Here is a 13,493-nt window from a genome sequence, read left to right as displayed (position 1 = left end):
ATGAGCCGCAAGCCGACGCCCGACGACCTCGAGCTCGCCCACCGACTGAGCAGGCGCGGCATGCTGGGCGTCGCCGCGGGCGCCACCGCGGCCGCGCTCGCCGGTACTGCTGCCGCCGCAGGCCCGGCCTCGGCCGCCACCGCCCCGACCGCGGCCTCCGCCCAGCCGTCGAGCAAGGGGCGCGGCCGACCCGTCCTGCCGCCCGGCCGTCTCGGCGTCCAGCTCTACAGCCTCCGCGACAAGGTGTCGTCCCTCGGGTTCGCCGCTGTCTTCGCCGAACTGGCGAGGTACGGATACGACGAGATCGAGTTCGCCGGGTACACCCAGGGCTCCGCGGGCGCCATCACGCTCGCCCAGCTCAGGAGACTGGTCCGCGACCACGGGCTCACCGCCATTGGCAGTCACGTCGGCTACTACTCCGACGGTGACCCGAACGCGTACACGTTCGCGCAGAACCTCACCAAGGTCCTGGACGACGCCGAGGCCCTCGGGCTGAAGTACATCGGTACCGCGTCGGGACCCTTCCGCTACGGCACGACCGTCGATGCCTGGAAGCGCGCAGCCGAGGACTTCAACACGTACGGCGAGGCGGCCCGGGCGCGGGGCATGAAGTTCTACCAGCACAACCACGCCGAGGAGTTCTCCTTCGCCACCGACAAGCCGAGCGTGCGCCTCTACGACGTGCTCCTTGCCGAGACCGACCCCGATCTGGTCTACCTGGAGATGGACATCTACTGGGCGCACAGCGCGCAGTTCCGCTTCGGGAAGCAGGTGGACGGCACCCCCAGGCCCTTCGACCCGATCGACTACGTCCTGCGGCGGCCGCACCGCTATCCGCTGTTCCACGTCAAGGACGGGATCCGTGACGACTCCACCCGCGACGGGTACCGCATGGTCGATGTCGGGGACGGCGACATCGACTACAAGAAGTTCCTGTCCAAGGTGACCGCCCGCACGCATGGAGGGCGCCGCTACCACCACTGGCAGGTGGAGCACGACTCCCCGTCCGACTCCTTCACCTTCGCGCGCAAGTCCAGCGCCCACCTGCACGCGCTGAGAGAGCGCTGCGGGGACTGACCGGGACCGGAAGGACGGACCGGCCCCAGGGCCCGTACGTGGGGGGCGGCTGACGCCATGGGCAAGCCGACCCCTGCCAGGGGCCCCGGCCGCCGCGCAGGCGGCCGGGGCCCTCCCTCTGACCGAACCCCGAACCCCGAACGCCGGGCGCCGAACGCCGGGCGCCGAGCGGCTCAGCCCGACCGCGCCACCTCGCCACGCGCGCGTGGCGAGCCCGGCTGACGCAGCAGCAAGGAGAGGCCTGCCGCGAGCAGTGACACCACTCCTGCCGTCGTATAGGCGCCGATGTAGCCCCAGGAGTGCACGACCATCGCGCCGAGGCCCCCGCCGAACAGGCCGCTGACCAGCTTCGCGCTGTAGACCATGCCGTAGTTGGAGGCGTTGTTGTTCTCCCCGAAGTAGTCCGGGACCAGAGCGGCGAACAGCGGATAGAACGCACCGCCCGCGAAGCCCGACAGGAAGGCGAAGACGAGGAACAGCGGCTCGTTGCGGATTTCACCCGCCCACAGGACGCCGAACTGCGCCACCGACAGGGCCAGGCACACGTACGTCAGTGTGGGACGCCGTCCCAGCAGGTCCGAGAGCCAGCCCACCACGCCGCGCCCCGTGCCGTTGATCACCGACATGACGCCCATGGACGACGCGGCGATCATCGGCCCGAACCCCATCTCCTTGGCGAACGGCACCTGGAACGAGATCCCGAAGATGGACACTCCCGCGCAGCAGAGCATGCACATCCACATCAGCGGCACGACGCCGGTGCGTAACGCCTCTCCTGGGGTGAACTGCGCGACGGCAGGAGGGTTCTTGGCGAGCGCGACGGCGGTGCGGGTGCCCGTCACGGACCGCAGGGGATCGACGCTCTCGGGCCACCAGTTCTTCGGCGGGTCCTTGAAGAACAGGCCCGCCACCAGGGTCACGGCGAGCACATAGAAGCCGACGAGGTCGAGCACGGTGCGGTAGTTGGAGGTGTCGAAGCCGTAGGAGAACAGGAAGATGAAAGGCACCGCTCCGTAGGCGAACCCTCCGTTGACGAAGCCCGTCTTGCCGCCGCGCCGCTCCGGATACCACTTGCCGACCATGTTGACGCTCGTCGAGTAGATGAGCCCGGAGCCGACGCCGCCGAGCAGTCCGAAGCCGACCATCGCCGCCAGGACGTTGGGCGCGTGGCTGAGGCTGACGAAGCCGAGCAGCGACAGGACGGAGCCCGTGAGCATCGCGGCCCGGCTGGTCAGGATGCCCTTCTCGCGCAGCTTCCCGGCCGGGAAGGAGACACCCGCCTGGAAGAAGATCCACACGCTCAGCACCCAGAAGGTGTTGGACGACGTCCAGTGGTGCGCGTCCGACAGGGTGTCCTCGGCCGCTCCGTAGGCGTACTCGAAGACGCTGATGGCGATCATGGCCACCCAGGGGAGGGCGACCATCGTCCAGCGGGGGCGGCCCAGGATCTGCAGGTCGCTCTCGCCGACCCGGTAGACGCGCCCTCGCGCGTCCGTGAGCTCTCGGTAAGGCCGGTCCGGCGCGTCCCGGCCATGAGCGTCGGGACCGGGGGTCTCGGGTCCGTGGTCGTCCGGCCCGGGGGAGCCGGGCCCGTGCGTATCGGGCTCCGGGGTGTCCGGTCCCCGGGTGCCCGAGCCGTGCGCGTCCGCACGGCCGGACGCGGGGTGTTCGGCGAAGGGCTCCGCCGTCATATCAAGCCATCTCCTCACCTAAGGGGTGCGGGTTGGGTACGACGCGCCGGGCACATGGCCTGCCCGGTGCCTTCAGGAACAGCGCGAGCGCGGCCGAGCAGATGCCGATGCAGCCGGCGATGACGAACGCGCCTTCGTAGTCCCACGCGTCCACGACGACGGCCCCCATGCCGGAGCCGACGAGTCCGGAGATCAGCTTCGAGCTGTAGACCACGCCGTAGTTGGTGGCGTTGTTGTTCTCGCCGAAGTAGTCGGCCGTCATCGCGGCGAACAGTGGGAAGATCGCGCCGCCGCCGAAACCGGAGACCATGGAGCAGAACAGGAAGAAGGGCATGTTGCCCAGGGAGCCCGACGCCAGGACGCCGAACTGGGCGGCGCCGAGGACGAGACAGACGATGACGAGGGTGTGGCGTCGTCCGTAGCGGTCCGAGATCCAGCCGATCACGCCCCGCCCCGTGCCGTTGACAATGGCCTTCAGGGACATAGCGGTGGCGACGACACCACCCGCGAAGCCCATGTCCTTGCCGAACGGCACCTGGAAGGCGATCCCGAAGATGTTGATCCCGGCCGTGCACAGCAGACAGAACCACATCATCCACAGCACGGGGGTATGGGCGGCCTCCCTGGGGCTGTACTGCTTGACGGCGGGCGGGTTCTTCTCCAGGGCCCGCCGGACGCGCGGGTCGGCCGACACCTTCAGGGGGTCGACGTGCGGCGGCCACCAGCCCTTGGGCGGGTCCTTGAGGAACCATCCGGCGAACGCCACGACGGACGCGCAGACGACGCCCACACAGATCAGGACGCCGTGGTAGTTGCTCACGTCCATGTACGACGTGAAGAGGAAGACGAACGGGACGGAGCCGTAGGCGAAGCCGCCGTTCACCAGGCCGGTCTTGCCTCCCTTGCGTTCCGGGTACCACTTGCCGACCATGTTCACGCAGGTCGCGTAGACCAGGCCGGCGCCGATGCCGCTGAACACGCCGAAGCCGACGTAGGCGACCGTCACGTGCGGCGCGTACGCGAGCGAGAGATGGCCGCAGACCGTGCCGAAGGCGCCGAGGAGCATCGCGTAGCGCGCGGGAAGCCTGCCGCTCTCGCGCAGCCGTCCGGCCGGGAAGGCGACGGCCGCCTGGAAGAACACCCAGACGTCCATCAGCCAGAAGACGTGCCCGCTGCTCCACAGGTGCGCGTCGCGCAGCGTGTCCTCGGCGGAGGTGAACGCGTATTCCGATGAGCTGATGCCCAGCATGCCCATCCAGGGGAAGAGCACCATGGTCCAGCGCGGTCGCCCCATGATGTCGACGTCTGTTTCGCCGATGCGGTAGAGGCGGCCGTGGCGGTCCGTCACCTTCCTGAAGGGGACGGGAGTCGTGGGGTCGGTGGTGGTCATGGTCGAGTCGCACCCCTTGCGTCGAAAGAGCTGGCCAGCGCCCCCTGTCCGGTCCCTCGCGCGCGTACGGGTCCTGGGGTGGCCGACGCGCGCCGCCGTCCGCCCCGAGCACGGTCACCTCATCGACCGCCTCCCAGCAGCCCCGCCGCGCGGGCCCACCGGTACTTCGCCCCGAGGACCTCGACCGGCCTCTCCGTGGTGTACGGGTAGGCCACGACTCCCCGTTCGAAGAGGTACTGGCTGGCCTCCTCCACCTCGACGTCGCCCGCAAGGGAGGCCACGACGGGCTTGTCGATGCCGCGCGCGCGGAACTCGGCGACCACGCGGGCCGTCAGCTCGGCGAACACCAGGGGAGGGGTGACGATGGTGTGCCAGTAGCCGAGGACGAGCGCGTGGACGCGCGGATCCTCCAGGCCGAGCCGGATCGTCGCCTCGTACGTCGAGGGGGGCTCGCCGCCGGTGATGTCCACCGGATTGCCCGCGGCGCCGAACGGCGGGATGAAGGCGCGGAACGCCGCGTCCAGGTCGGGCGGGATCTCCATGAGCCGCAGGCCGTTGTCGGTCACGGCGTCGGAGAGCAGCACCCCGGAACCGCCCGCACCCGTGATGATGACGACGTTGTCACCCCGGGGCGTGGGGAGGACGGGCAGCGCCCGCGCGTACTCCAGCATCTCGTTGAGGCCCGGCGCGCGGATCACGCCCGCCTGCCGGAGAACGTCGTCGTAGACGGCGTCGTCGCCGGCCAGCGCGCCCGTGTGGGACCCGGCGGCCCGGGCGCCCGCCGCGGTGCGGCCCGCCTTGAGGACCACGACCGGCTTCTTCGGCACGGTGGCACGCGCGGCCTCCACGAACGCCCTGCCGTCCTTGAGGTCCTCCAGGTGCATGGCGATGCACTGGGTGTGGGGATCCTCGCCGAACCAGGTGAGCAGGTCGTCCTCGTCGACGTCCGACTTGTTGCCGAGCCCCACGATCGCCGAGACGCCGGTCTTCGTGGCGCGCGCGAAGCCGAGGATGGCCATCCCGATGCCACCCGACTGCGAGGTGAGTGCCACCCCGCCCTTCACGTCGTACGGCGTGCAGAACGTCGCGCACAGGTCCTGCCACGTCGAGTAGTAGCCGTAGATGTTCGGCCCGAGCAGCCGCACTCCGTGCCGTCGCCCGATGGCCACGATCTGGTCCTGGAGGGCCTGTTCGCCGGTCTCGGCGAACCCGGAGGGGATCAGGATGGCGTTCGGGATCCCCTTGCGGCCGACGTCCTCCAGGGCCTTCGCGACGAACGCGGCGGGGATCGCGAAGACCGCCACATCCACCTCACCGGGAACGTCCGTGACGCTCTTGTACGCCTTGCGGCCCAAGATGTCGTCGGCCCTGGGGTTCACGGGGTGGATCTCACCCGCGAAGCCGCCGTCGATGAGGTTGCGCATCACCGAGTTGCCGATCTTCCCGGGCTCGTTGGAGGCGCCGATGACGGCGACGGAGCGGGGCTGCATCAGTCGTCGCATTGAAGCGAGCATCTCCGCGCGCGTGTAGGTGTGCCGTTCCTCGGCTGCCCCGTCGCCGAGGATGACGCGGACGTCCGCGGCGAGCGCACCCCGGGGAGTGGCGATCACGGGGTTGAGGTCGACCTCGGCGATCTCGGGGAAGTCCGTGACCAATTGGGAGACGCGGCGGATCTGCTCCGCCAGCGCTCCGCGGTCCACGGGCTGCGCGCCGCGGACGCCGCGCAGGAGCTCGGCCGCGGCGATCGAGTCGAGCATCGAGGCGGCCTCGTCGACGTCGACGGGCGCGAGGCGGAACGTGATGTCCTTGAGGACCTCCACGAGCACACCACCCAGCCCGAAGGCGACGACCTTGCCGAACGTCGGGTCGGTGACCGCCCCGACGATCACCTCCCGCGCGTCCGCGCCGGACGGCAGCAACTCCTGGACCTGTACGCCGTCGATCCGCGCGGTCGGCGCGTACGCGCGTGCGTTGTCGACGATCCGGTGGAAGGCCGCGCGGACGTCCTCGGCGCCCTCCACGCCCACGACCACACCACCGGCCTCGGTCTTGTGGAGGATGTCCGGTGACACGATCTTCAGGACGACGGGCCCGTCGAAGCGCGCCGCGTGCGCCACCGCCTCGTCGACGTCCCGGGCCAGCTCCTCACCGGGAACGGCGATGCCATAGGCGTCGGCGAGGACCTTGCCCTCCGGCGCCGTCAGCGAGGTGCGCCCCTCGGCGCGGACGGAGTCCAGCAGGGCGCGCACGCGCTCCGAACGGTCGTCGGCCGGCAATCAGATCACTCCGTTCGACTTGAGGAGGCGCAGTTCCTCTTCCTCCAGGCCGAGTTCGCTGACGAACACCTCTGCGTTGTGCTCGCCGAGCAGCGGTGAGGCGACGACGTCCACGGGGGAGTCGGAGAGCTTCAGCGGGGAGCCGACGGTGGTGAACGTGCCGCGCTCGGGGTGGGTGACCTCGACGATCATCTCGTTGGCGACGAGCGAGGAGTCCTCGATGATCTCCTTGGTCGACAGGATCGGTCCGCACGGGATGTTGTGGGCGTTCAGCCGCTCCAGGACCTCCCACTTGGGCAGGGTGGCCGACCACTCCTCGATCATCTGGAACATCTTGGCCAGCTGCGGGAGACGGGCTTCCGGCGTGGCCCACTCGGGGTCGTCCGCGAGTTCGGGGCGGCCGATCAGCTCGGTGATGGGCCGCCAGCCGACGGGCTGCACGATGACGTACACGTAGTCGTTGGGGCCGCCCGGCGCGCACCTGACCGCCCAGCCGGGCTGGCCGCCGCCGGAGGCATTGCCGGACCGGGGAACTTCGTCGCCGAAGTCGTCGTTGGGATATTCAGCGAGCGGGCCATGGGCCAGGCGCTGCTGATCGCGCAGCTTCACCCGGCAGAGGTTGAGCACGGCATGCTGCATGGCCACGTTGACCCGCTGACCGCGCCCCGTGCTCTCGCGCTGGAACAGCGCCGCGAGGATCCCCGCCACCACGTGGATGCCCGTGCCCGAGTCCCCGATCTGGGCTCCCGTCGCCAGCGGCGGCCCGTCCTCGAAGCCGGTGGTCGCCATGGACCCGCCCATGGCCTGAGCCACGACCTCGTACGCCTTGAAGCCGGTGTACGGACCGTCCCCGAAACCTTTGATGGAGGCATAGACGATACGTGGATTGATCTCCTGGATGCGTTCCCAGGTGAAGCCCATGCGGTCGACCGCGCCGGGGCCGAAGTTCTCGACCAGGACGTCCGAGCGCCGGATCAGCTCGGTGAGGAGCTCCTTGCCGCGCGCGGTCTTGGTGTTGAGGGTGATGCTCCGCTTGTTGCAGTTGAGCATCGTGAAATACAGCGAGTCCACGTCGGGGAGATCGCGCAGCTGCTTGCGCGTGATGTCACCGGTCGGGGCCTCCAGCTTCACCACGTCCGCGCCGAGCCAGGCGAGGAGCTGGGTGGCGGAGGGGCCGGACTGGACGTGCGTCATGTCCAGGACGCGGATTCCGTCGAGGGCCTTGGCCGCCGCCCGGGCGGCAGGGGCGGTATGCGTCTCGTGAGCCATGGCAGGGACACCTCACTTGTACATGGTCTGGTTCATGGTTCCGGGGGCGTAGGCGTCCGGGTCGACCCACACGTTGATCAGCGAGGGCTTGCCGGACTCCCGGGCGCGGCGCAGCGCGGGGCCGATGTCGGCGGGGTCGCGGACCTCTTCGCCGTGGCCGCCGAGCATGCGCGCGAACTGGTCGTAGGGGACGTCGCCGAGGGTGTTGCCGACGCGCTCGCGCTCGGCGCCGTACTTGGCCCGCTGGCCGTAGCGGATCTGGTTCATGGAGGAGTTGTTGCCGACGATGCCGACGAAGGGGAGGTTGTAGCGCACGAGGGTCTCGAAGTCCCAGCCGGTGAGGCTGAAGGCGCCGTCACCGAAGAGGGCCACGACCTCCTTGTCGGGCCGGGCCTGCTTGGCGGCGAGCACGAAGGGGATGCCGACGCCGAGCGTGCCGAGCGGCCCCGGGTCCATCCAGTGCCCGGGTGCCTTGGGCTGGACCACTTGGCCGGAGAAGGTGACGATGTCGCCGCCGTCGCCGATGTACAGGGAGTCCTCGGTGAGGAAGTCGTTGATCTCGCTGACCAGCCGGTAGGGGTGGATGGGCGAGGCGTCGGAGCGCAGCTGCGGCAGCCGCTTCTCGACGGCGATCTGCTCGGCCGCCCGCAGTTCGTCCAGCCACTCCTTGCGCCGGGACGCACCGCCGTTGAGGCGCCCGGAGGCCGCCTCGGTGACGGACTTCAGGACGAGTCCCGCGTCGCCCACGATGCCCAGGTCGATGTCGCGGTTCTTGCCGACGGTGCGGTAGTCGAGGTCGATCTGGACGACCGTGGCGTCCGGAGAGAGGCGTTTGCCATAGCCCATGCGGAAGTCGAAGGGGGTGCCGACGATCACGATGAGGTCGGCGTTGGAGAAGGCGTAGCGCCGTGAGAGCTGGAAGTGGTGGGGGTCGCCCGGCGGCAGGGTGCCTCGGCCGGCGCCGTTCATATAGGCGGGGACGTTGAGGGTCCGGACCAGTTCGACGGCCGCCTGGGTGCCGCGTGTGGTCCACACCTGGCTGCCCAGGAGGATCGCGGGCTTCTCGGCGTGCACCAGAAGGTCGGCGAGCTTCTTCACCGCCTCGGGGTCCCCGGTCGACCGGGTGGAGGCGCGGTAGTGCCCCGCGCGCGGGACGCGTGCCTTCTCCAGGGGCACCTTGGCGTCGAGCACGTCGCGGGGGATCTCCAGGAAGGACGGGCCGGGGGCGCCGTGGAAGCACTCGCGGAAGGCCATGGACACCATGTCGGCCGCGCGCGTGGTGTCCGGCACGGTCGCGGCGAACTTGGTGATGGGCGTCATCATGTCGACGTGCGGCAGGTCCTGGAGGGAGCCCATCTTGTGCTGGGTGTGGGCCCCTTGGCCGCCGATCAGGAGCATCGGGGACTCGGCGCGGAAGGCATTCGCGACGCCGGTGACGGCGTCGGTCGTGCCGGGCCCGGCCGTCACCACGGCACAGCCCGGTTTGCCGGTCACCCGCGCGTAGCCGTCGGCGGCGTGGGCGGCGACCTGTTCGTGGCGTACGTCGACGACGTCGATGCCTTCGTCGACGCACCCGTCGTAGATGTCGATGATGTGGCCGCCGCACAGGGTGTAGATGACGTCGACACCCTCCGCCTTGAGTGCTTTGGCGACCAGATGACCTCCGGAGATGAGGGTGCTGCTCGTGTCGCTGCTGTCGTCGGGCATGTCGAAGTCCTGTCCCTTCGTAGGGGAGTTGGAGCGCACTCGCACGGGGCGCGGGACGCCCTCGCAGTACATTGCATACAGTCGACGAATACTGTATGAAGCTCGTTATCCCGTATCCAGCGCAGGCTGTCCAGGGGGCATGCGGCACTTTCAGACAGGAGCGGGCATGGACCTGTGCGAGCGCCTGGCGAGGGAACTCTGCGCGGAACACGGCATCTTGGTGCCGCGCGCCGAGGCCGCCGCGTCGACCAAGGAGGCCCGCGTGTGCGCCCAGCGCCTCGGTGGCCCCGCCGTCGTGAAAGCGCAGGTGAAGACCGGCGGCCGGGGCAAGGCGGGTGGTGCGCGGCGGGCCGCGGACCCCGCCGCCGCAGAGCGGGCGGCACGCCGGATCCTCGGCATGGACATCAAGGGCCACGCCGTGCGCGCGGTGATGCTGGCCGAACCGGTGGTGGGCGAGGGCGAGTTCTACGTCTCGTACGCACTGGACCGAGCTGCGGTGAGGTTCCTCGCGATCGTTTCCGCCCGAGGTGGCATGGGCATCGAGGAGGTCGCCGCGACTCGCCCCGAGGCGGTGGCGCGCGTGCTCGTCGACCCCGCCGAGGGCGTGACCCGAAGCAAGGCCGACGAGCTTGCCGCCTCGGCGGGCCTCCCCGTCGAGGCGGCTGACGTCCTGGTCGTACTATGGAACGTTCCGACCTGCGAGGACGCGCTGCTCGTCGAGGTCAATCCCCTCGTTCGCACACCTCAGGGGCAGTTGATCGCACTTGACGCGAAAGTGACCCTCGATGACAACGCGCGCTTCCGGCAGGCCCGCTGGGGCGCGCAAGACGCGACGTACGACGAGGTGCGCGAGGCGGCCGCGGTGGCCAAGGGGCTCACCTAGTGAAGCTCGACGGCGAGGTCGGGGTCATCGGCAACGGCGCGGGCCTCGTCATGGCGACGCTCGACGCCGTCGCGGGGCGCGGCGCCCGGCCCGCGAACTCCTCGACATCGGCGGCGGCGCCTCCGCGCAGGTCATGGCGGACGGCCTGGCCGTCGTCCTCGGAGCCCCGTCCGTCACCTGCGTCCTGGTGAACGTCTTCGGCGGGATCGCCGCGTGCGACGCCATGGCCGACGGCATCGTGCGGGCGCTGGAGAGCGTGCGACTCACCGAGCCGCTCGTCCTCCGGCTCGACGGCACCAACGCGGTGCACGGGCGGGCCGTCCTCGACGCACGCGCCCATCCGCTCGTCGAGCAGGCCACGACCATGGGTGGCGCCGCCTGCCGCGCCGCCGAACTCGCCCGCACCGCACCCGTCGTCTGACGAGCCGGACATGGCGATTCATCTGACCAAGGAGAGCAAGGTCCTCGTCCAGGGCATGACGGGAGCCGAGGGCATGAAGCACACCCTCCGCATGCTCGCCGCCGGTACGGACGTCGTCGGCGGCGTCAACCCGCGCAAGGCGGGCCGCACCGTCGACTTCGGCGACCGGGCCGTGCCCGTCTTCGGCTCGGTCCGCGACGCGCGCGAGGCGACGGGAGCGGACGTCAGCGTCCTCTTCGTGCCGCCCGCCGTCGGCAAGGCCGCCGTCGTGGAGGCGGCCGACGCCCGAAATCCCGCTCGCGTCGTCATCACCGAAGGCATCCCCGTGCACGACGCCGTCGCCTTCCACGCGCACGCACGGCGCCGCGGCACCCGGATCATCGGACCCAACTGCCCCGGCCTCATCACCCCCGGGCAGTCCAACGCGGGGATCACCCCCGCCGACGTCACCAAACCCGGCCGCGTCGGCCTGGTCTCCAAGTCCGGCACCCTCACGTACCAACTCATGTACGAGCTGCGCGACATCGGCTTCTCCACCTGCGTCGGCATCGGCGGCGCCCCCGTCGTCGGCACCACCCACATCGACTGCCTGACCGCCTTCGAAGCCGACCCCGAGACCGACCTGATCGTCCTCGTCGGCGAGATCGGCGGCGACGCGGAGGAGCGGGCGGCGGCGTCCATCGCCGGGCGCGTGACCAAACCCGTCGTCGCCTGCATCGCCGGATTCACCGCCCCCGAGGGCAGGGCCATGGGCCACGCCGGAGCCATCGTCTCCGGTACGTCCGGCACGGCACGGGCCAAGAGGGCGGCCCTGGAGGCGGTCGGCGTACGCGTGGGGGAGACGCCGAGCGCGACCGCGCGCCTGGTGCGCGACTGCCTGGCGCCGACGGGCGACCGGTCCCGCGCCGACGGGTGACCGTCCCGCGCCGACGGGTGACCGTCCCGCGCCGATGGGTGGGTGGCTCGCGCCGATGGACGGCCGTCCCACACCGACCCGTGACCCCCTCGGACCCGAAAGCGGTCGTCCCGCACCCGAGGGCTCGGGCCAGAAGCGGGGCGGGTGAGCCCAGGACCTCCACCCCGCCGACCCTCATGCGCAAGGCCGGTGCGGCCCCGCCCCCGCTCAGCCGATCCCCTGGCGGTCCGGCAGCAGGGCGAACTCGCGGTCGGCGGTCTCGGGCACCACCCGCTCCACCGCCTGCTCGAGGAGGGCCCGGTGGCGCAGGAGCGGTGTTCTGCGGTCCTCGGGGGCGAGGAGCAGCAGGTCGTCGATGCCGGCCAGCATGCGCCGGGTGACCTGAGGGTTGCCGGGAGCGCAGCCGCGGATCTCGGTCAGACCGAGGTCCACCAGGTCCGTCCAGTCGGGCACGGGCTGGATGAGCCGCACCGCGCCGCGCCGGTCGCGGTGGCGCAGCGCACCCAGCGGATGGGGGGCCAGGACCGCGAGGAACTGCACGATGCGGTCCAGGGCCTGCACGGCGGTGGTCGGGTCGTTCACGGCCGGGGACAGGGCTCGCAGCGCGATGTCGGACAGCTGCCGCAGACCGAAGCCCAGGTCCTGGTGGAAGGTGCGCTCCACCCCGACGTACACGGTGTACCGCAGGGCGCGGCGTCCCGGCGGCGGGCCGTCGTGCACCGCGAAGACGGGGGTGCCCGGCACCACGAAGTCCCCGGTGCGCGGCAACAGCCGCAGGACGGCGCCCTGACGGCGCGCGGCCCGTACCACCCGGGCGATGTGCACGTCCCGCAGGACCCCGGCCTGGCCCTCGTGGGTGATCCGCGCGGTCTCCGGGCCGAGGCCCTCGTCGTCGACCTGCCCCTCCGCCGGGTGCTTCGCGGCCACGCGGAACGCCTCCCGGGCGATCCGGTCGATCACGAAGCCGATCCGCATCATCCGCAGGGTGCCGTTCACATAGGCCACGAAGAGCAGCAGGCTCAGGAGGACCATGAGGAGGGCGAGCAGCCCCTCGACGAGGGGCACGTTCGTCACGAGCCGCGGGTCCTTCTCGCTGTCGAACGACGTCAGCGTCATCAGGGAGAACAGGAACGTCGCGAGGAAGACCGTCAGCGTGGCCTTGGTGATCCGCGAGCGGACGTAGAGCCGCACCACGCGCGGGCTGAACTGGCCGCTCGCCATCTGTACGGCGACCAGCGAGATGCTGAAGACCACACCGATGAAGGTCATCATCGCCGAGCCGATGGTGCTGATCACCACCTTCGTGTCCTCGGCGAGCTGGTTCATGTCCTTGATCGCGTCGTACTCCCCGTGGTCCTGGAGGAAGCGCACCCACTGCGCGTCCACCTCGGAGGTGACCCACCACAGCAGCAGGGAGCCCACGAGGCCCGCCGTCGGCGCGAACCACATCGTGTCCCGCAGATGCTCGCGCAGGGGAGACAGCACCCGCGGCCGCCGGACCCGTACGTCACCCAGCGCACCCGTAAGCAAACCGTCACTCATGGTGAAACTCTAGGCGCAGGGGCGTGCGCCGGGGCGTGGCGCGCGGCGGTACGGCGTACCCGGTGGATACGCAGGTGAAAGGCACTCCGAAACCTTGGTATTGTTGTCCTCGTCGCCGCGGGAAACACCGCAAAGGCGGCAGACACCTAGTCCGGGTGGCGGAATGGCAGACGCGCTAGCTTGAGGTGCTAGTGCCCTTTATCGGGCGTGGGGGTTCAAGTCCCCCCTCGGACACCAGCAAGAAGGCCCCTCTCGAGGGGCCTTCTTCGTATCTGGGCAGGGGCGTGGCCCACCGCGTGCCTGGCGGGCCGGTGAGTTCCC

General features: G+C 70.4%; 8 protein-coding genes, 1 tRNA gene and 1 pseudogene. 4 read left to right on the top strand and 6 right to left on the bottom strand.

Features of this window, described 5'->3' with window-relative positions:
• Positions 1-1,077, top strand: a complete 1,077-nt coding sequence (locus AC5WAM_RS08725; protein ID WP_495522204.1) for a sugar phosphate isomerase/epimerase family protein — start codon at positions 1-3, stop codon at positions 1,075-1,077.
• Between the two features lie 173 nt (positions 1,078-1,250).
• Here the strand turns inward: AC5WAM_RS08725 and AC5WAM_RS08720 are convergent, their stop codons facing one another.
• The 5 genes from AC5WAM_RS08720 to AC5WAM_RS08700 all read right to left on the bottom strand — a co-directional run bounded on the left by AC5WAM_RS08720 (position 1,251) and on the right by AC5WAM_RS08700 (position 9,410).
• Positions 1,251-2,768, bottom strand: coding sequence for an OFA family MFS transporter (locus AC5WAM_RS08720; RefSeq protein ID WP_495522203.1), 1,518 nt, complete (start codon positions 2,766-2,768; stop codon positions 1,251-1,253).
• Between the two features lies 1 nt (position 2,769).
• A complete protein-coding gene (locus tag AC5WAM_RS08715) occupies positions 2,770-4,158 on the bottom strand; it encodes an OFA family MFS transporter (protein WP_495522202.1) in 1,389 nt (462 codons plus the stop codon).
• A 119-nt stretch (positions 4,159-4,277) separates the two neighbouring features.
• Entirely contained in the window at positions 4,278-6,434 is a 2,157-nt protein-coding gene (locus tag AC5WAM_RS08710) for an acetate--CoA ligase family protein (RefSeq protein WP_495522201.1), read from the bottom strand.
• Entirely contained in the window at positions 6,435-7,703 is a 1,269-nt protein-coding gene (gene frc, locus AC5WAM_RS08705; protein ID WP_495522200.1) for a formyl-CoA transferase, read from the bottom strand.
• Between the two features lie 12 nt (positions 7,704-7,715).
• Positions 7,716-9,410, bottom strand: coding sequence for a thiamine pyrophosphate-binding protein (locus AC5WAM_RS08700; protein WP_495522199.1), 1,695 nt, complete (start codon positions 9,408-9,410; stop codon positions 7,716-7,718).
• Positions 9,411-9,576: 166 nt separating this feature from the next.
• Here AC5WAM_RS08700 and sucC point away from each other — a divergent pair.
• Together sucC and sucD are read left to right on the top strand one after the other, a co-directional pair.
• A pseudogene (sucC, locus tag AC5WAM_RS08695) lies at positions 9,577-10,714 on the top strand (ADP-forming succinate--CoA ligase subunit beta).
• Between the two features lie 10 nt (positions 10,715-10,724).
• Positions 10,725-11,630 carry a succinate--CoA ligase subunit alpha gene (sucD, locus tag AC5WAM_RS08690; RefSeq protein WP_495522198.1) on the top strand — a complete coding sequence of 302 codons (906 nt, stop codon included), beginning with the start codon at positions 10,725-10,727 and terminating at the stop codon, positions 11,628-11,630.
• A 207-nt stretch (positions 11,631-11,837) separates the two neighbouring features.
• On the opposite strand, the gene AC5WAM_RS08685 is transcribed toward sucD, so the two are convergent.
• Entirely contained in the window at positions 11,838-13,145 is a 1,308-nt protein-coding gene (locus AC5WAM_RS08685; RefSeq protein WP_495523533.1) for a DUF2254 domain-containing protein, read from the bottom strand.
• A gap of 176 nt (positions 13,146-13,321) precedes the next feature.
• Between AC5WAM_RS08685 and AC5WAM_RS08680 the strand changes: the two genes are divergently transcribed.
• Positions 13,322-13,409, top strand: a tRNA-Leu gene (locus AC5WAM_RS08680).
• Positions 13,410-13,493: the final 84 nt, after the last annotated feature.

Source organism: Streptomyces sp. JLYT201, from assembly GCF_059448825.1.
Note: the sequence above shows the minus strand (reverse complement) of the source record. Positions and strands in the feature narration are given on the sequence as shown.

What these genes read in the sequence shown, in the direction of transcription:
- frc (WP_495522200.1), bottom strand. Translation starts at nt 7,703, where the DNA reads ATGGCTCACGAGACGCATACCGCCCCTGCCGCCCGGGCGGCGGCCAAG.
- sucD (WP_495522198.1), top strand. Translation starts at nt 10,725, where the DNA reads ATGGCGATTCATCTGACCAAGGAGAGCAAGGTCCTCGTCCAGGGCATG.
- AC5WAM_RS08700 (WP_495522199.1), bottom strand. Translation starts at nt 9,410, where the DNA reads ATGCCCGACGACAGCAGCGACACGAGCAGCACCCTCATCTCCGGAGGT.
- AC5WAM_RS08725 (WP_495522204.1), top strand. Translation starts at nt 1, where the DNA reads ATGAGCCGCAAGCCGACGCCCGACGACCTCGAGCTCGCCCACCGACTG.
- AC5WAM_RS08715 (WP_495522202.1), bottom strand. Translation starts at nt 4,158, where the DNA reads ATGACCACCACCGACCCCACGACTCCCGTCCCCTTCAGGAAGGTGACG.
- AC5WAM_RS08720 (WP_495522203.1), bottom strand. Translation starts at nt 2,768, where the DNA reads ATGACGGCGGAGCCCTTCGCCGAACACCCCGCGTCCGGCCGTGCGGAC.